This is a genomic window from Streptomyces sp. NPDC001858 (assembly GCF_053594615.1).
On the sequence record NZ_JBSFEV010000020.1, the window covers coordinates 130,970 to 150,082 of the forward strand.

The window sequence follows — 19,113 nt, forward strand, 5'->3', positions numbered from 1 at the left end:
CGCCGAAGTGTTGTACCCTCGGCGACCCCGCCTCCAGTAGTCAAGTTTGAGGAGAAGGTTCATCGCCGCGCCGAGGTTCCCCGTGGAAACATCGACCGAGATCTCTGAGCTGGCTTGTTTCAGCGCCGTGTTCGTGCCCGGCACCCCGGCCCGCACCGGCCGCGTCGCCTTCTGGCACCCCGACGGCGACCCACCTCCCGTCGTCCCGTCGGCATCCGTGCAGGAGTTGTCCGTCGTCCGGCCCGCCGGGAACGGTGTGACCCTCGTGCGCGTGCCGGCCCTGCTGCTGCCGGTGCTGGACGCGCTTCCCGTGCTCACACGCGCGCGTGTGACTCCGGAGGCACACCGGGCCACCGCCTTCTGGGGTGCGGCCGCCCTGCTGGCCCTGCGCTGCGTCGCCCGTGGTCTGCTGCTGCCCGGCCTCTCCCCGGACGACCACGACGCCTGGCGGGTCGGCCCGCTGGGCCCGGACGACGTCGAGCAGGTGCGCAGGCTGGCCGCCTCGATGCCGCCCGAGGCGCACGCCGTGCCGGTGGACGAGAGCCCGCCGCTGCGCCTGCCCGATCCCGAGCGGCTGCTGCGCGCCTTCCTGGACGCCGTCGCCGACGCACTGCCCCGCACGCCCGCCGCGGCGCTCGTGACGGGCGGGCCTGCCTATGCGGCCCACCAGCCGCTGCGCGCGCCGGAGCTGCGCAGGTGGACGGCCGACGTAGCCGCGGGCCATGACGCCGGCGTACGGATCTCGCTTCGGATCGAGGTCTCGGGCATCGATCCGGCCGGGATCGACGTCGACGGCTCCTGGGCCGACCGGACCGGCGTCGACGCGTCCGGCGGCGGGATCGCTCCGCTCGATGCCGGGTCATCGGCACCCCGCTTCCGGGCCGTGCCGCAGGTGCACAGTGTGAGCGATCCCGCGCTGGTCGCGGACGCCGCCGAGATCTGGGGCGGGTCCGGTCCAGTTGTCGAGAGGTTCGGCCCGCGCGCGCGGATGGACGCCCTCCTCGCGCTGCGCCGTGCGGCCCGGGCCTGGCCCGCGCTCACTCCCTTGTTGTCGGCCGCCGTCCCGGACGCCGTCGATCTCCTCGACGACGAGGTCACCGAACTGCTGGGGGAGGGTTCGCGAGCGCTGGCCGGCGCGGGGGTGGAGGTGCACTGGCCGAGGGAGTTGGCCCGCACGCTCACCGCGCGCGCGGTCGTCGGGCCGCCGGAGCACGGAACGGGGCCGGATCGCACCGGATCGGACACGCCGTCCTTCCTGTCGGCGGACGCGCTGGTGACCTTCACCTGGTGGTTCGGACTGGGCGACCGGCAACTGACGCGCGAGGAACTGGACCGGCTGGCCGAGGCCAACCGGCCTCTGGTGCGGCTGCGTGACCAGTGGGTCCTGATCGACCCCCGGGAACTGCGCCGTGCCCGCATGCAGCAGGACCGCAAGATGACGCCCGTGGAAGCGCTGGGCGCGGCTCTGACGGGCTCCACCGAGGTGGACGGCCGCCGGGTCGACGTACAGCCCACCGGCTGGCTGGCGGCCCTGCGGGAGCGCCTGACGCATCATGAGACGCAGGACCCGATCGAGCAGCCGGCCGCGCTCGACGCGACGCTGCGCGACTACCAACGGCGCGGCCTGGACTGGCTGGCCCGCAGCACCGCCCTCGGACTGGGCTGCTGTCTGGCGGACGACATGGGGCTCGGCAAGACGATCACGTTGATCGCCCTGCACCTGCACCGCCAGACGGACGCCGAGACCGCGGGACCCACCCTCGTGGTCTGTCCGACGTCCCTCATGGGCAACTGGCAGCGGGAGATCGAGCGGTTCGCGCCGGGCACGCCGGTGCGCCGCTTCCACGGGCCGCGACGTGATCTGGAGACCCTGGCCGACGGGGAGGTCGTACTCACCACGTACGGCACGCTGCGGCTGGACGCGGGCCGGCTGGGCGAGGCGCCGTGGGGTCTGGTCGTGGCGGACGAGGCGCAGCATGTGAAGAACCCTTACTCGGCGACCGCGCGGGCGCTGCGCACCATCGGCTCACGCGCGCGTGTGGCGCTCACGGGTACCCCGGTGGAGAACAATCTGTCGGAGCTGTGGGCGATCCTGGACTGGACGACGCCGGGCCTGCTCGGCCGGCTCGGGGCCTTTCGTAGGCGGTACGCGCGCGTCATCGAGTCCGGCGGGGATCCGGCGGCTGCGGAGCGACTGGCCAGGCTGGTGGGACCGTTCCTGCTGCGCCGCCGCAAGTCGGACCCGGGGATCGCCCCCGAGCTGCCGCCCAAGACCGAGACCGACCGTCCCGTCTCCCTCACCACCGAGCAGGTGGGCCTGTACGAGGCCGTGGTGCGCGAGACGCTGGCGGCGATCGCCGAGGCCGACGACATGGCGCGACGCGGGCTGATCGTGAAGCTGCTGACCGGCCTCAAACAGATCTGCAACCATCCGGCGCAGTACCTGAAGGAGGAACAGCCGCGGACGGCCGGACGCTCCGGGAAGCTGGAGCTGCTGGACGAGCTGCTCGACACGCTCCTCTCCGAGGGGGCGAGCGTGCTGATCTTCACCCAGTACGTGCGCTTGGCGCGCCTGCTCGAACAGCATCTTGCGGCACAAGGCGTGCCCACTCAGTTCCTGCACGGCGGCACGCCCGTCGCCGAGCGCGAGGCCATGGTCCAGCGCTTCCAGGACGGTGAGGTCCCGGTGTTCCTGCTGTCGCTCCGGGCGGCCGGCACCGGCCTCAACCTCACGCGCGCGGAGCATGTCGTGCACTACGACCGCTGGTGGAACCCGGCCGTCGAGGCGCAGGCCACGGACCGGGCGTATCGCATCGGCCAGACCCGGCCGGTGCAGGTGCACCGGTTGATCGCCGAGGGGACGATCGAGGACCGCATCGCCGACATGCTGCGCCGTAAACAAGACCTCGCCGACGCCGTTCTCGGGGCCGGCGAAGCGGCGCTCACGGAACTGACGGACGCCGAACTGGCCGACCTGGTGGAGCTGCGATGAACCGGCACGACAGCACCGAGGAACGGACCTTCGCCGCGTTGCCTCCCGCGCGCGGGAAGGGATTCGCGCAGACGTGGTGGGGTCGGGCGTGGCTGGCCGCGTTGGAGGACGGCGCGTTGGACGGGGAGCAGGTGAAAACGGGCCGCCGCCTCGCGCGCGCGGGCGCCGTCGGCGCGGTGTCGGTGCGGCCGGGGCGCGTCACGGCCGTCGTCCAGGACCACGATCGCACGTCGCACCGAGCCGACGTGCTGCTCGACCGGCTCTCGGACGCGCAGTGGGACCGGTTCCTGGACCTGGCGGTCGAGCGGGCCGGACATGTGGCCGCGCTGCTCGACCGCGAGATGCCGTCCCACCTGGTCGAGGACGCCGAGGCGGCCGGCGTCGACCTGCTCCCGGGGCTCGGAGACCTGGAGGCGGAGTGCGACTGCGGCGCATGGGACCAGTGCGGTCACACGGCGGCGGTCTGCTACCAGGTGGCGAGGTTGCTCGACCAGGATCCGTTCGTCCTGCTGCTGCTTCGGGGGCGCGCCGAACAGGCCCTGCTGGACGACCTCCAGGCGCGTGGCACGGCTGCGCGGGCCGAAGCCGAGCCGACCCGGCCCGAGGGGGTGGACGCGGCGCAGGCGTACGCGGCCGGGAGCATCCTGCCTCCGCTGCCCGCCGCGCCCGAGTTCCCTCAGGAACCGGGCGTCCCGCCCTCGTTGGACACGGATGCGCCGCCGCCGGCCGGGGTGGAACCGGCGGCGTTGGAGATCCTGGCCGCCCGGACGGCCGTCGCGGCGCAGTTGCTGCTGGCGGAGGCGCTCCGCGAGGAGGCCCAACGACGTGCGCCCGAAGCAGCGCCCCAAGCCACGGCCGTATCCCAAGCCGCGGCCCCCGCCGCGGCCCGCGCCGCGCTGACGCTCGGCCAGGACGCGGTCCGGCTGGCGGCGGGCGTTCTCGAAGGCCCGCAGGCAGTGGACGGACCCACCGCGGACGTGGTCGGCCGGCTTGCCGCCGGGTCGGGGCGCAGCCGGGAGCAACTGGCAGCGGCCGTGCGTGCATGGCGGCATGGAGGGGCGGCCGCGCTGTCCGTGCTCGAGGAAGAGTGGACGGTGGAGGGCGAGGCGCTCGCACGCGCGCGTGCGGCACTGGAATCGGCCTGGGAGGAGGACGAACGGCCCGTGCTGCGGGCGCGCGGGAACCGGTGGACGGTGGTCGGCGAGGGGGCGGCCTGCCAACTGCGGCTGGGGCGGGACGGCCGTTGGCGGCCGTACCGCAAGGAGCGGGGCCGTTGGACGGCCGTCGGGGACGCGGCTCACGACCCGGCGACGGCCTTGGCGGCGGCTCGGCCCGACAGTGAGGAAGCGGTTTCCTAGGGCGGGGTTAGCCCCCGATCCGCACCGGGAGCAACACCCCGTTTTGGACCGGGCGTCGGCCCGATGGACGGCCGACGCCCCACGTTCACCCGCAGGTCGCACGGCGTTCGGTGCGTGCGCCAACTCTGGCCGCTGTCAACGAACTTGCCTAACTGCCCCTCAGGAGGCCCGATGTCCCCGCATGCCGCCGGCAGGCGCCGCGTCCACCGTTCCGTCGCGGCGGGCGTACCCCTCGCCGTGCTGGCCGCGCTCGCCACCGCCGGACCGGCCGCGGCGGATACGTCGTCCCACTCGGCGCATGTCACCCGGACCGCGACGCTCGGCGACATCCCGCTCGGGGCGTTCAGCAACGCGCTGCTGCCCGGCACGGTGGCCGACGACCGGGGCGTGGACCTCGGCGGCATCGGCAGCGACATCTATCCGGCGGGCCGCAAGGGCGAGTTCTGGACGGTCACCGACCGCGGACCCAACGGTCAGATCAAGGTCGGCGGCACCAAGCGCCGCACGTTCCCCGTGCCGGGGTTCGACCCGGCCATCGTGCGGATCCGGGTGTCCGGGGACACCGTGAAGGTGCTCCAGGCGATCCCGGTCACCACGTCGTCGGGGAAGCCCGTGACGGGGCTGCCCAACCAGGAGGGGCGCGATGAGGCGCCGTACTCCTACGACGCCCAGACGCCCCTGTCCTACAACCCGAACGGGCTGGACACCGAGGGCATCGTGCGGGCGGCGGACGGGAGTTTCTGGCTCGTCGACGAGTACGGTCCTTCGCTGGTGCACGTCTCCGCGCGCGGGAAGGTGCTGACGCGCTACGTGCCCGAGGGGCTGAAGCTGACCGGCGCGGGCTACCCGGTCGTGGAGGCGCTGCCCGCGGTCCTGCTGCACCGGAAGATCAACCGTGGCTTCGAGGGGCTCGCCCAACTCCCGGGCGGCGACCTCGTGCTGGCGGTGCAGAGCCCGCTGTCGCTCCCGGACACCGCAGCGGGAGAGGGCTCGCGGACCGCGCGACTGCTGCGCTTCTCGCCGAAGAAGAAGGCGGTCACGGCCGAGTACGCGTACCGCTTCGACCCGATCGACGTGGTCGACCCGAGCGAGGACGACACTTCCGAGCTCAAGATCTCCTCGGTGGTCGCCGTGGGCGGCGACCGGCTGCTGGTGGAGGAGCGCACGGACAAGGCCGCTCGGCTGCAGCTGGTCCGGCTCAGCCGGTCGGCGAACATCCTGGGCAGCCGCTGGGACGACGACGCCACGACGCCGTCGCTGGAGCAGTTGGCCGACCCCGCCGCGTCGGGTGTCCCGGTGCTGTCCAAGCGGCTGGTCGTCGACCTGGGCAAGGTCGCCGGGGTGCCCGGGAAGATCGAGGGCGTCGCGCGCGTGGACGACGACACGCTGGCGCTCATCAACGACAACGACTTCGGGATGACGGACGGCACCGGCGCGTTCGACGCGCAGGGGCGGCTGGTCGACAGCGGCATCGAGACGACCGTCACCTATGTGCGGCTGCCGCGGGGCATCTGAGGCATCTGAGAGACGACGCGCGCCTCGGCACGCGCGCGTGGCCCCCTGCGGGGCACGGAGTACGCGCGCGCGTGGAGGCTAGGGCAGCAGCTCGCTCAGGGAGGGCAGCAGCGACTCCAGCTCGCTCGGAATCTCCGTCGGCAGTTCGCTCGGCAGCTCGGTGGGGAACTGCGACGGCAGCTCGGTCGGCAGGCCGCTGGGCAGTTCGACCGGCAGGCTGAAGGACGGGCCGGGAGTGGAGGCCGTGCTGCTGCCGGTCGGCCCGTCGTCCGGTGAGTCGTCGCCGCCCGAGGACATCAGCACGACGGCGAGGACGGCTCCGGCGACGACCAGCAGGGTGAGGACGACGAAGAGCGGGTTCCGGCGCCGTCCGGCACCGCCCGGCGGCCGGGACGGCGGAGGCGGCGACCAACCGCCCCCTCCCCCTGTCCCGTCGTCGTGTCCGAAGCCGGAGTGCGGCGGTCCGAATCCACCGGGCGGCGGTGTGTCGCCCGGCGGTCCGGGCGGCTGGGGCGGTACGGGCGGCATGGCCATACGGTCCAGCGTCGCGGTGCACCGCTCGGAGCGCGACCCCCGCACGGCAGTTGATACCGATCCATGGCATGGACGGCATGGTTCCGGCGCACTGCGTACGGAGAACGCTCGAACAGCGGTCGTTCCGCGGCACGCGTGTGTGCACGCTCATCGCTGCACACACGCGTGCGCGTGGGTTCAGCCCCGGGCGGCCAGAAGGTGGTCCATGGCGAGCTGGTCGAGGCGTTCGAACGCCATGCCCCGGGCGGCGGCCGCGTCCGCGTCGAAGTCCTCGAAGGCGCCGCGGTCGGCGAGCAGGCTCTGCAGGCCGTCGGCGGCGGTGGCCTGGGCGAGCTCGTCCAGGCGGGAGGCGCGCAGGGCCTCCTGGACCTCGGGGTCGTTGCGGAACGCGGCGGCCCGCTCCTTGAGGATCAGGTAGTTGCGCATGCAGCCCGCGGCCGACGCCCACACGCCGTCGAGGTCCTCGGTGCGCGGCGGCTTGAAGTCGAAGTGCTTCGGGCCCGCGTAACCGGCGCTCTCCAGCAGGTCGACCAGCCAGAACGCGGAACGGAGGTCGCCGGCGCCGAAGCGCAGGTCCTGGTCGTACTTGATGCCGGACTGGCCGTTGAGGTCGATGTGGAAGAGCTTGTCCGCCCACAGCGCCTGGGCGATGCCGTGCGGGAAGTTCAGCCCGGCCATCTGCTCGTGGCCCACCTCGGGGTTGACGCCGTACAGCTCCGGACGCTCCAGGCGCTCGATGAACGCCAGGGCGTGGCCGACGGTGGGCAGCAGGATGTCGCCGCGCGGCTCGTTCGGCTTGGGCTCGATCGCGAACTTCAGGTCGTAGCCCTGGGAGGTCACGTACTCGCCGAGGAGGTCGAAGGCCTCCTTCATGCGGTCGAGAGCCACGCGCACGTCCTTGGCCGCACCCGACTCCGCGCCCTCACGGCCGCCCCAGGCGACGTAGATCTTCGCGCCGAGCTCGACGGCCAGATCGATGTTGCGGATCGTCTTGCGCAGGGCGTAGCGGCGCACGTCACGGTCGTTCGCGGTGAACGCGCCGTCCTTGAAGACGGGGTGCGTGAAGAGGTTGGTGGTGGCCATCGGCACGGTCATGCCGGTGGTGTCCAGGGCCGCGCGGAAGCGCTTGATGTGCTCCTCGCGCTCGCTCTCGGAGGACCCGAAGGGGATCAGGTCGTCGTCGTGGAAGGTCACGCCGTAGGCGCCCAGCTCGGCCAGGCGCTGCACCGTCTCGACCGGGTCCAGGGCACGTCGCGTGGCGTCGCCGAACGGGTCCCGTCCCTGCCAGCCGACGGTCCACAGGCCGAAGGTGAACCTGTCGTCGGGGGTGGGCTGGTAGCTCATGCCGCGGCTCCTTGCTTGAAGTCTGTCTTGCTGGGTCGTGCTGATGAAGCTGTGCTGGTGCAGCTGTGCTGGTGCAGCTGTGCTGGTGCAGCTGTGCTGGTGCAGCTGTGCTGTTGCACCTGTGCTGGTGAAGTCGTGCTGGTGAAGCTGTGCTGCCGGCTATTTCGTCATGGCCGTTTACAAATTAGTATGCGGAAGCATTCTCTGGGAAGACAGATCCCGCAGAGCCGCGGAAAAACTTGAGGGAGAGCCCGATGTCAGCAGCCGAGGGTCCGCTCGTCGTCGGCGTGGACACGTCCACCCAGTCCACCAAGGTCCTCGTCGTCGACGCGGCCACCGGCGAGGTCGTCGCGAGTGGTCAGGCGCCGCACACCGTGTCCTCCGGGGCCGGCCGCGAGAGCGACCCGCGCCAGTGGTGGGACGCGCTGCGCGAGGCGCTGCACCAGTGCGGCGACGCGGCGCGCGAGGCTGCCGCGGTGTCGATCGGCGGGCAGCAGCACGGGCTCGTCACGCTCGACGAGCGCGGAGAGCCGGTGCGTCCGGCGCTGCTGTGGAACGACGTGCGCTCGGCCCCGCAGGCCCGTCGGCTGACCGAGGAACTCGGCGGCGCGAAGTTCTGGGCGGAGCGCACCGGGTCCGTTCCGGCGGCCTCCTTCACGGTCACGAAGTGGGCCTGGTTGGCGGAGAACGAGCCGGAGGCCCTGCGCGCGACCAAGGCCGTGCGCCTCCCCCACGACTACCTCACCGAGCGCCTGACCGGCGAGGGCACCACCGACCGCGGCGATGTCTCCGGCACCGGCTGGTGGGCGTCCGGCACCGAGAAGTACGACGAGGAGATCCTCGCCCACGTGGGGCTCGACCCCGCGCTGCTCCCTCGGGTGGTGCGGCCGGGTGAGGTGGCCGGCACGGTCCGGGACAGCCACGACCTGCCCTTCGCCAAGGGCACGCTGGTCGCCCCGGGCACCGGCGACAACGCCGCAGCGGCGCTCGGGCTCGGGCTGCGCCCCGGCACGCCCGTGCTGAGCCTCGGCACCTCGGGCACGGTGTACGCGGTGGCGAAGCACCGCCCCACCGACCCCACCGGCACCGTGGCCGGCTTCGCCGACGCGCACGGCGACTGGCTGCCCCTGGCCTGCACCCTGAACTGCACGCTCGCCGTCGACCGCGTCGCCGCCCTGCTGGGCCTGGACCGCGAGACGGTGGAACCCACCGCGCACCTCACGCTCCTGCCGTACCTGGACGGCGAGCGCACCCCGAACCTGCCGAACGCCTCCGGCCTGCTGCACGGCCTGCGCCACGACACGACCGCCGGTCAGCTGCTGCAGGCCGCCTACGACGGCGCCGTGCACTCGTTGCTGGGCGCGCTCGACCTCGTCCTCGACGAGGACGCGGACCGTTCGGCCCCGCTCCTGCTGATCGGCGGAGGCGCCCGGGGCACGGCCTGGCAGCAGACCGTGCGCCGGCTGTCCGGGCGGCCGGTGCAGGTGCCCGAGGCCAAGGAGCTCGTCGCGCTGGGCGCGGCGGCGCAGGCGGCGGGCCTGCTGACCGGGGAGGACCCGGCCGCCGTCGCCCGCCGCTGGAACACCGCGCGGGGTCCGGTGCTGGACGCCGTCGAGCGCGACGACACGACACTGGCCAGGATCGCCGGGGTACTCTCCGACGCGGCCCCGCTGCTGGAACGGAGCACCGACGCCCACTGAGCATCGACGGATCAACTCATCGCCGAATCAATGCATCACTCAATCAATCGCTGAATTAGCGCATCGATGAATCGACGAATCGACGGAGGCATGACCGCACCGCTGCATGAAGCCCGGTCGGCCGGTCCGGGGCGCGCACTGCCCGACACCCAGCAGGGCATGCGCCGCCGCAACCTGGCCCGGGTGATGCACGCCGTCAGCGCCGAGGGCCAGCTCTCGCGGGCGGCGGTCGCCTCACGCATCGGCCTGACCCGCGCGGCGGTCTCGACCCTCGTCGACGAACTCATACGCACCGGACTCCTGGAGGAGCTGGGCCCCGAGCGCCCCGGCCGGGTCGGGCGGCCCGGTTCGGCGCTGGCGGTCAGCGGGCGCGGCCCGTCGGGCATAGGCGCCGAGATCGGCGTCGACCATCTTGCGGTCTGCGCCGTCGACCTGCGCGGCGAGGTACGCGCGCGTGCCGTGCGGCACGGCACGAACCGCGGCCGCTCCCCCGAGCCCGTGGTCGAGGAACTGACCGCGCTCGTGCGCCAAGTCGTCGCCGAGGCGGAGCGCGAGGGGCTGTGGCCGGCCGGGCTCGCCGTGGCCGTCCCCGGCCTGGTCGCGCGGGACGCCCGTACGGTCGTCCGCGCGCCGAACCTCGACTGGCAGGACGTCGACCTCGGCGCGCTGCTGCCCGACGGGTTCCCGCTGACCGTGGACAACGAGGCCAATTTCGGCGGACTGGCCGAGCTCTGGCTCGGCGCGGACACCCCGGGGAACTTCCTCCACGTCTCGGCGGAGATCGGCATCGGCGCGGCCCTGGTCATGGACGGCAACCTGCTGCGCGGCACGCGTGGCTTCGCCGGCGAGCTGGGCCATGTGCCGGTCCACCCCGACGGTCCGGCGTGCGTGTGCGGCGGACGGGGTTGTCTGGAGCAGTACGCCGGCGAGGAGGCGGTGCTGCGGGCGGCGGGGCTGGAACCGGGCGAGGACCGCGTCGGACTCCTGGCGGGGCGCGCCGCGGACGGCGATCCCGACGTCCGGCGCGCTCTGCGCGAAGCGGGAACAGCCATGGGGATCGCCCTCACCGGGGCGCTCAATCTGCTGGATCCGGAGGGCGTCGTGCTCGGCGGCGCCCTGGCCGCGCTCGCGCCCTGGCTGCTGCCGTCCCTCGAGACCGAACTCTCCCGGCGTACGGCGGGCCCCGCCTGCCCCGTGTCCGTCTCCCGGCTGGGCTCCGAGGGACCGTTGCTGGGGGCCGCGCACTCGGTGGTACGGGCCGTGCTGGACGATCCGGCAGCGGTGGGGGCGGGGGTGGCGGAGCCGGGGGCCAAGGCCGGGGCCGGAACGGGGACGGGGGCGGGGGCGGAACGGGCCTGAGCGGCGCGACCCGGACCGTGGAGTGTCCCGCCCGCGAGACTCGCCGGGGCGTGCAGGCGCGGTTGCGCGCGACGCCGGCGGCGTGGCGCGCCGGAGCCGGTGCCAGGGCCGGGGCCGGAGCCAGGGCCGGAGCCGGCGCCAGGGCCGGCAGCGGACGCTCGTCAACTCCGTCCGAGCCGAACCGGATCGAAACCGGATGCTCGTCTTTCGGGTGACCATCGTCCAAACGGTTGTCGGGCCGCGTACCCGGAGTGACGATGTCCCCAGCCGTATCCGAAGCCCTACCCCCAGCCCTGCCCCAGCCGTTTCGCCTTCCGGGAGGACGAGTTGACCGATCCCTGGGTGGCCCTGGAACCGGGGGCCGACCCCGCCGAACAAGTACGGATCCTGCGACGGGCGCACGAGACGTTCACCGAGGCGGGCACCGTGCCGCGACCGGTGCGTGCCGTCGTGGCCGACTCGTGGCGGCGTTCCGCGCGGGCCGGTGTCGGTCCCGACGGCACCGCGCGCGTGGAGCTGACCGACGGTGAGCTCGGCGCCTACCGCTCCGAGCATCCGCTGGCGCGGGTGATGCCCCTGTTCCGCGAGCTGATGGGGACGTTCGCCGCGGACGGCGAGCATCTGCTGGCGGTGTGCGACGCGCGCGGCAGGCTCCTGTGGGTCGAGGGTCACGCGGCGACGCGACGGCAGGCGGGGCGGATGAACTTCGTGCCGGGTGCGCGGTGGGCGGAGAACGCGGTGGGGACGAACGCGCCGGGCACGGCGGTCGCCCTGGACCGGCCGGTGCAGGTGTTCGCGGCCGAGCACTTCATCCGGCGGGTTCAGCCGTGGACGTGCGCGGCCGCCCCGGTGCACGATCCGCGCACCGGGCGGGTGCTGGGCGCCGTGGACATCACGGGCGGGAACGGACTGGCGCATCCGCACAGCCTGGGGTTCGTGCAGGCGGTCGCGCGGGCCGCGGAGGCCCATCTTGCGCTGCTCGCCCCCGAGCGGCCGGCCGCCGACGCACCGCGGCTGACCGTGCTCGGCCGGGACGAGGCGTGTCTGGTCACCGGCGGCCGGCGGATCAGGCTGAGCCGTCGGCACAGCGAGATACTCGTGCTGCTGGCCCGTCACCCCGAGGGTCTGACGGGTGAAGAGCTGCTGTGCGCGCTGTACGAGGACGAGTCGGCGCCGCCGGTGACGCTGCGGGCCGAACTCGCCCGGCTGCGCGGGGTGTTGGGCCCGGGGCTGCTGGCCTCGCGTCCCTACCGGCTCACGGTCGGCTGCGAGTCGGACCTGGCCGTCGTCGAACGTCGGCTGGCGGCCGGCGCGGTGACGGCGGCCGTGAACGCGTACACCGGGCCGCCGCTGCCGACGTCCCAGGCGCCGGCGGTGGTGCGGCTCAGGAGTCGTCTCGCGGACGGTCTGCGCGCGGCGCTGATCGCCTGCGGCGACCCCGATCTGCTGGCGGACTGGGCCCACTCGTCATGGGGCGAGGACGACGTCGACGTCTGGCGGGCGCTCGCGGCCTCCCGCCCGACGGCCGCGACGCGGGCGCGGCTCACCTCGCTGGAGTCGGAGCTGGCGGCACCCGCCGGATGGCCACACCCGCATCCGTAGGCGTGGGCGTGGAGTGGACATGAACATGGGCGGGCCAGTCTTCAGGCGGTCCCGACCAGCGCTGCAACGTACCTGCAACGTCCGCCTCCCTACCCTCCCGCGGAGAGCTGCCCAACGGCGGGCAGCGCTGCTGAGGGAGGCAGAGCAGGATGACCCGTTACGCGGCGCCCGGAACCGAGGGCGCGATCGTCTCCTACCAGACGCGCTACGACCACTACATCGGCGGCGAGTACGTGCCTCCGGCTCGTGGGCAGTACTTCGAGAACCCGTCTCCGGTGAACGGGGAGACGTTCACCGAGGTGGCGCGCGGCACGGCGGAGGACGTGGAGCGGGCGCTCGACGCGGCGCACGCGGCCGCGCCGAGCTGGGGCCGCACCTCGGCGACCGAGCGCTCCGACATCCTGCTGAAGATCGCCGACCGGATGGAGGCGTACCTGGAGCCGCTGGCGGTCGCGGAGAGCTGGGAGAACGGCAAGCCGGTGCGGGAGACGCTGGCCGCGGACATCCCGCTGGCCATCGACCACTTCCGCTACTTCGCCGGCGCGGTCCGCGCCCAGGAGGGCGCACTCAGCGAGGTCGACGACGACACCGTCGCCTACCACTTCCACGAGCCGCTCGGCGTCGTCGCGCAGATCATCCCGTGGAACTTCCCGATCCTGATGGCCACATGGAAGCTCGCGCCGGCGCTGGCCGCGGGCAACGCGGTGGTCATCAAGCCCGCCGAGCAGACCCCCGTCTCGCTGCACTACTGGATGAGCCTGGTCGGGGATCTGCTGCCGCCGGGCGTGGTGAACATCGTCAACGGCTTCGGCGAGGAGGCGGGCAAGCCGCTCGCGTCCAGTGCGCGGGTGGCGAAGGTGGCGTTCACGGGCGAGACGTCGACCGGGCGGCTGATCATGCAGTACGCCGCCGAGAACCTGAAGCCGGTGACCCTGGAGCTGGGCGGCAAATCGCCGAACATCTTCTTCGACGACGTATGGGACAAGGACGACGACCTGCGCGACAAGGCCCTCGAGGGCTTCACCATGTTCGCGCTGAACCAGGGCGAGGTGTGCACCTGCCCGTCGCGCGGTCTGATCCAGCGCGGCAACTACGGGGACTTCCTCCAGGCGGCCGTCGCGCGCACCGAACTCATCAAGCCCGGCCACCCGCTCGACACGGACACGATGATCGGCGCGCAGGCGTCCGGCGAGCAGCTCACGAAGATCCTCTCCTACATCGACATCGGTCGCAACGAAGGCGCCAGGATCCTCACGGGCGGCGAACGCGCCGATTACGACGGCGAGTTGAAGGGCGGGTACTACGTCCAGCCGACGATCTTCGAGGGCGACAACCGCATGCGGATCTTCCAGGAGGAGATCTTCGGTCCGGTCGTCTCGGTGGCCTCGTTCGACGACTTCGACGACGCCATCAAAATCGCCAACGACACGACGTACGGCCTCGGGGCCGGGGTGTGGACGCGGGACATCAACACGGCGTACCGCGCGGGCCGGGCGATCCAGGCGGGCCGCGTATGGACGAACTGCTACCACGCGTACCCCGCGCACGCAGCCTTCGGCGGCTACAAGCAGTCCGGAATCGGACGCGAGACGCACAAGATGATGCTGGAGCACTATCAGCAGACCAAGAACGTTCTTGTTTCATACAGTCCGAAAAAACTTGGGTTCTTCTAGAGCCTGAAGTCGGTTGCCTGGAGGCATCGTTGCGCTCCAGGCAACCCGACACGATAGCTACCCAATGCAATCAGTCGGGTTCTTCTAGTTACTCTCTGGCACCCAATGAAGTTCTGCTCGGACCAGCCGCGGACCAAATCATGCCGGAGGGCGTTACCCCCGCGAGCCGCCCGCTCATAGGCGCAGCGACCCGCCCAATGCCCGGAGGCAGCGCCCGAACCGCCGAGAGAAGACAGCAGAAATGGCCGGACAGGAAAGCCGCCGCGAAGTCGGCCCGCCACCAAGCTTCCGGCATGAACAAGGCCGTTGTCACTGCCGCATGCGATCCTCCCCCCGGAAGTGGACAATGCAGAGGAAGGCTGGGTGGGGGTGTGTCAATTTAACGGCTGATCTTGGTTGTTGATGGTCAGTTGTGGCTCGGGGTCAGGCGGCCCTCGAAGGCGATCTGGAATGCGTTGAGGGGTGCTTTCCAGCGCATGGTCCACCGCTTGCGGCCCTTCCCGGTCGGGTCCAGGCTCATCAGCGCCATGTAGATGCACTTGAGGGCGGCGGCTTCGTTGGGGAAGTGCCCGCGGGCACGGACGGCCCTGCGGATGCGGGCGTTGACGCTCTCGATCGCGTTCGTGCTGCAGATGACCTTGCGGATCTCGACGTCGAAGGAGAGGAAGGGCACGAACTCGGCCCAGGCGTCCCACCACAGCTTCACGATCGCCGGATACTTCTTCCCCCACGCCTCCTGGAACCCCAGGAACCTTTCCGTCGCCGCGTCCTCGCTGGGCGCGGTGCAGACGGGCTTGAGGGACTTGGCGACCTTGTCCCAGTCCTGACGGGCGGCGTACCGGAACGAGTTCCGCAGCAGGTGAACCACACACGTCTGGACAATCGTGCGAGGCCAGACGGTCTCCACGGCCTCGGGAAGGCCCTTGAGCCCGTCGCAGACCAGCATGAGCACGTCGTCCAGGCCGCGGTTCTTCAGCTCGGTGAACACGTGCAGCCAGTACTTGGCGCCCTCGCCGCCGTCGCCGGCCCAGATGCCGAGGATGTCGCGGGTGCCGTCCACGGTCACCGCCATCACCACGTAGATGGGGCGATTGGCGACCTTCCCGTCCCTGATCTTGACGTTGATGGCGTCCACGAACAGGACGGGGTAGACGCGGTCGAGGGGCCGGTTCTGCCACACGGCCATGCCCTCCATCACTTTGTCGGTGATGGTGGAGATGGTCTGCTTGGACACCTCGGCGCCGTAGACCTCGGCCAGGTGGGCGGATATCTCGCCGTGAGTGAGCCCCTTCGCGGACAGCGACAGCACCATCTCGTCGACCCCGGTCAGCCGCCGCTGCCGCTTCTTGACGATCTGCGGCTCGAACGTGCCCGAGGTGTCACGCGGGACCTTGACCTCGACCGGCCCGACGTCGGTCAGCACGGTCTTGGCCCGGCCCCCGTTGCGGGAGTTGCCGCTGCCCCTGCCGCCGGCATCGTGGCTGTCATAGCCGAGGTGATCGCTGATCTCGCCTTCCAGGGCAGATTCCAAGACCCGCTTGGTCAGCTGCTGCAGCAGCCCACCCTGCCCGGTCAGCTGCAGCCCCTCCGACCGGGCCCGCTCCACCAGCATCGCGACCAGTTGCTCGTCGGACACGGGCGCAGGCTGCCCAGGCTGGGCACTCTCGACAGGCTTCACGGTCTCCAACTCCATGGCGGTGTCAGTCACTTGACGTCTCTCCCGTGATCGTCGGATCCGCCGTTAGATTTACACTCCCCCGCTACGGCGGGCACTGGAGGTGGCGGTCTCCTGCTGGTCCTGTTACTGCTGGCCCTGTTCAGCGGGTCAGGAACAAGCGGCAAGACGCCTGCCGGCACAAAGCCAACCCACTCGGCATCGGTCTCGGCAACCCACCATCCGTCATATGAGCGTCGCGTCGAGACCCGCCCACCGTCGCCACGCCGGACCGTCAAGCCTTGATCCGACCAGTCTGCGTCACTGTCTCCGGCCGCGTGCGGCCTCAGTGACCGATGTACAGGAACCGCAGGTAGCGTGCGTATGACAGCCCTCGGTGCTGGAGTTTGGCGGCCTCCTTGGAGGCGCTCAGTGTCCCGTGCAGTGCGCTGTTCTGCTGAAGTCCGATCGCACGTCGGCCGAACTCCTCACGCTGTTGCCGGGCCCTGTCACCTGCCAGCGTGTTCTCCCGGGCGAGCCGTTGCTGGCCGTTCTGCAGATCCTTTTGGGCCCGCTCACGCATGGCCTCGGTCTCGGACTCCACAGCCTTGCGCTGGTCGGCGAGCTGCGCCCGGCGACGAGTGTTGCCCTGCTCGATCTGCTGGCGCTCCGCTGTGCTCAAAGCGCTCGGCTGCCGGGCCACGGCGGACGCGATCAGGTCTCTACGCCAGACATCGAGAGCGATGGCCTTGGCCTCGCCGATTCCCTGAACATTGGCGACTCGACCGCTGCTGAGCACGAGTACGGCACCGGTGCTGTTGTAGGAGCTGTTCTGCACGGACCGGTAGCCCGTGAAATCGGCTGCGGTCCGGATCCCTTCCGCAGCGAGACGAGCGGCGAGTTTGGGCCCGATTCCGTGCGGCGGGGACTTTGCGATCAGCCGACGGCCCAGCTGGTCCCGGACATATGCGGACTGCTTGTCAGTGAGCGCTTTGGCCAGGGATTTACGGAGTTCCTCCGAGAGCGCGTCAGTCTTCTTGTCGATGTCGCGTTGCTTCCGGACCTTGCGCTTCTCAGCTTCCTTGAGCGCGGCGTGGTATTGGGCGGTGAGCGCGTCTTGGGCTTTCGGGTAGGCGGTGGTCCGCTTTGTCTCCGCCGTGTCGAACTTCGTCTTGTCCTTGTGCAGTTTCTCGGCTGCCTTGAGGGGGTCCTCCAGCTTGGCCAATTCGTCCGTCAGTTTGGCCAGCACTGCCCGTGACTGTGCTCTCTCCACCCGGCGGCTCCGCGCGAAGACCGTGATCACGGCGGCAACCAGGACGGGCGCTCCGGCACCGATGAGAGGGCCCGGGAAACCGACGACGATCAACAGAGCCGTCACGACCAACAGCGCAGGCCACAACACCGCTGTGACGACGTCCAACGGCGTCCGGGTGTGGAAGCCGCCTGGTGAAGTGGCGGAAGGCCCGGCCGCTGGTGGCGCTGTCTGCGGGGGAACGTGTCCAGCCATCCAGCCGGGCAGTCCGCCCGTCCCCGCAGCAGCGGTAGCAGGGGAAGCCGAAACCAAAGTGGGCGTCGGCGCGGCGGACCGCTGCTTGGGGATCGCATGGGCGAGCGGGGGCAACACATCCAGCGGCTGAAAGGCCAAGGATCTCACCTGGTCCGCAAGGCCACTCACGGTCGGATCTGGATGGGCGAGCAGCGTCTGCAGCCTTGCGGAGCCGCCCGGCTTGCTGAAGTCTTCCTCGGTGAGCAGCAGAAACTCACCTCGGGGTTCGTGCAGCCGAGGCCACAGAGCAGGGTCTGCCGCGGTTGCCTTGAGCGACATGAAGATGATCCAGGCGGAGAACCGGTCCAGTGCCGCCCCGAAGTCGTCATTTCCGCGCATGGGTGACTGGTAGTTGCGGTGGCCGCGCTCGGTACCACCGAGACCTGCCAGCGCCGGCACATACATGCCGTCGTAGTCGACCAAACGCAGGGTGTCGTCGCTTGCGACGAGTAGGTTGCCGTGCTGGAGGTCGCCATGGGCGATCTCGTGATCGGACAGGTCACGAGTCAGAGCCTCGAACCTGTCGGCCAGACGCTCCACGGCGAACCGGTCGGTGTGGTTGTTGTCGAGCCATGAGGACAGCGTGACGGCCTCGGCCCATTCCATCTTCAGGATCGGGTAGCGATCCTGGCCGACGCCGATGGCGTCGGGAAGGTACTCGAAGCCGAGATTCCACGGCTGGGACAGCTCGGCAGGGTCCAACACCGCGAGTCGACTGCTGATGGCCTGGTAGCGAAGCTCCTGGTCAGGGACGTGACGGGTGAAGCACTTGACTGCGTACCGCTGACCCGACACAGCAGAGGTCAGCGAGAACACGCTCGCGAAAGCGCCGGAGATGGCGCGGGGCAGGCCGAGCTTGGTCAGCTCCGGCATCGCGCCCTTGAGTTCGGGGTGCTCGAAACACAGCTGTGTGTGCTGCAAGGCCTCCGCGTAGGCGGCGCCGCTGGGAAACTGCCTCTGTTGACCGGTGGGCGAGACCACGTTCACCGCCCTTCGAAATCGATCCGTACAACGGCCACATCGTCATTGCGCAGCTCCCGGCGGACCCGGAGGCCGTTCAGCCACTCCACGAACGATCCCAGATCGTCGGGCCCGGAGAATTCCAGCAGTTGACGTAGGGCGATGTCCTGGTCCGGGGCCGACAGAAACCACGCGGCCAGTGCGTCGGTCATCAAAAGCAGCCGGTCTCCGGGCCGGCACCAGCCTTCGGTGAACCGAGTGCGACAGGCGAGCAGCGCCGCATCACGATTGCGGCTGCCGAAGAGGTCAGGGACCGTGCCGAACTCGTCTGCAGTCCCTACTGGAAACGCCTGGACCAGCCGGTCGTCGTGCAGATGGAACAGGCAGGTGTCCCCCAGAGCAGCCGCTTGCCAGCGCCACCCCGGTTCAGGCGACGCGGAGTCGGCACTCGGGCCAGGCCCGCGGTCTGGATCGACGCGCACAGTGAGCAGCGTCGCGTAGGCGCCTTCGGCGAGCTTGGTGTGCTCGTACCACTTCAGCGGGCGCCCTTCCTCCATACGTGCCTGCGTGTATCGCGCGAGCCACGGATCCCACTGAGCCACCGCCGACAAAGCGAACTCCTCGAAGGCGGTTCCGCCGGCCAGTAGCTCCGGACGTTCCATGGCATGCTCGGCCGCCGCGCGGGACAACATCCGAGCCCAGTCCTTGGCCAGGGCGCTCTCTGTCGCCCCGTCACAGACGCCCGCGGTAAGGGGCTCTCGCAACATGTAGTCGTGCGTGAGATCGGGGAGCACAACGACGGCGTCCTCGCATTCCGCCTCCGTGCTCCCGTACTTGGGAGCCACGAGGTGAGTGACGTACACGCAGGAGGGTGGA

Annotated in this window: 12 protein-coding genes; 7 read left to right on the forward strand and 5 right to left on the reverse strand. The window is 71.0% G+C overall.

What is annotated here, in order from left to right; genetic code table 11:
- The first annotated feature begins 82 nt into the window (after nucleotides 1-82).
- The 3 genes from ACWCPF_RS26345 (at nucleotide 83) to ACWCPF_RS26355 (ending at nucleotide 5,865) form a co-directional block, all read left to right on the forward strand.
- Entirely contained in the window at nucleotides 83-2,992 is a 2,910-nt protein-coding gene (locus ACWCPF_RS26345) for an SNF2-related protein (protein ID WP_451047564.1), read from the forward strand.
- On the forward strand, nucleotides 2,989-4,350 hold the full coding sequence (locus tag ACWCPF_RS26350) for an SWF or SNF family helicase (protein ID WP_451047565.1): 1,362 nt from the start codon (nucleotides 2,989-2,991) through the stop codon (nucleotides 4,348-4,350). The genes ACWCPF_RS26345 and ACWCPF_RS26350 overlap by 4 nt, the downstream gene beginning before the upstream one ends.
- Nucleotides 4,351-4,521: 171 nt before the next feature.
- The gene (locus ACWCPF_RS26355) at nucleotides 4,522-5,865 is read left to right on the forward strand and encodes an esterase-like activity of phytase family protein (protein WP_451047566.1); all 1,344 of its coding nucleotides are present in this window, start codon (nucleotides 4,522-4,524) and stop codon (nucleotides 5,863-5,865) included.
- Between the two features lie 78 nt (nucleotides 5,866-5,943).
- On the opposite strand, the gene ACWCPF_RS26360 is transcribed toward ACWCPF_RS26355, so the two are convergent.
- Both ACWCPF_RS26360 and xylA read right to left on the reverse strand, forming a co-directional pair.
- Entirely contained in the window at nucleotides 5,944-6,399 is a 456-nt protein-coding gene (locus tag ACWCPF_RS26360; protein WP_451047567.1) for a hypothetical protein, read from the reverse strand.
- A 177-nt stretch (nucleotides 6,400-6,576) separates the two neighbouring features.
- Nucleotides 6,577-7,743, reverse strand: a complete 1,167-nt coding sequence (gene xylA / locus ACWCPF_RS26365; protein WP_451047568.1) for a xylose isomerase — start codon at nucleotides 7,741-7,743, stop codon at nucleotides 6,577-6,579.
- Between the two features lie 254 nt (nucleotides 7,744-7,997).
- On the opposite strand from xylA, the gene xylB reads away from it, so the two are divergent.
- The 4 genes from xylB to exaC all read left to right on the forward strand — a co-directional run bounded on the left by xylB (nucleotide 7,998) and on the right by exaC (nucleotide 14,077).
- Entirely contained in the window at nucleotides 7,998-9,443 is a 1,446-nt protein-coding gene (gene xylB / locus ACWCPF_RS26370) for a xylulokinase (protein ID WP_451047569.1), read from the forward strand.
- A 90-nt stretch (nucleotides 9,444-9,533) separates the two neighbouring features.
- A complete protein-coding gene (locus ACWCPF_RS26375; RefSeq protein ID WP_451047570.1) occupies nucleotides 9,534-10,802 on the forward strand; it encodes an ROK family protein in 1,269 nt (422 codons plus the stop codon).
- Between the two features lie 327 nt (nucleotides 10,803-11,129).
- Nucleotides 11,130-12,404 (forward strand): GAF domain-containing protein, encoded by a 1,275-nt coding sequence (locus ACWCPF_RS26380; protein WP_451047571.1) that lies wholly within the window; start codon nucleotides 11,130-11,132, stop codon nucleotides 12,402-12,404.
- 149 nt (nucleotides 12,405-12,553) lie between these two features.
- On the forward strand, nucleotides 12,554-14,077 hold the full coding sequence (gene exaC, locus ACWCPF_RS26385) for an acetaldehyde dehydrogenase ExaC (protein ID WP_451047572.1): 1,524 nt from the start codon (nucleotides 12,554-12,556) through the stop codon (nucleotides 14,075-14,077).
- 406 nt (nucleotides 14,078-14,483) lie between these two features.
- Here exaC and ACWCPF_RS26390 read toward each other — a convergent pair whose 3' ends face one another.
- The 3 genes from ACWCPF_RS26390 to ACWCPF_RS26400 form a co-directional block, all read right to left on the reverse strand.
- A complete protein-coding gene (locus tag ACWCPF_RS26390; RefSeq protein ID WP_451047585.1) occupies nucleotides 14,484-15,770 on the reverse strand; it encodes an IS256 family transposase in 1,287 nt (428 codons plus the stop codon).
- A 307-nt stretch (nucleotides 15,771-16,077) separates the two neighbouring features.
- Nucleotides 16,078-18,264 (reverse strand): hypothetical protein, encoded by a 2,187-nt coding sequence (locus ACWCPF_RS26395; RefSeq protein WP_451047573.1) that lies wholly within the window; start codon nucleotides 18,262-18,264, stop codon nucleotides 16,078-16,080.
- Nucleotides 18,261-19,082 carry a hypothetical protein gene (locus tag ACWCPF_RS26400; protein WP_451047574.1) on the reverse strand — a complete coding sequence of 274 codons (822 nt, stop codon included), beginning with the start codon at nucleotides 19,080-19,082 and terminating at the stop codon, nucleotides 18,261-18,263. Before ACWCPF_RS26400 ends, ACWCPF_RS26395 begins: the two co-directional genes overlap by 4 nt.
- Between the last annotated feature and the right edge of the window lie 31 nt (nucleotides 19,083-19,113).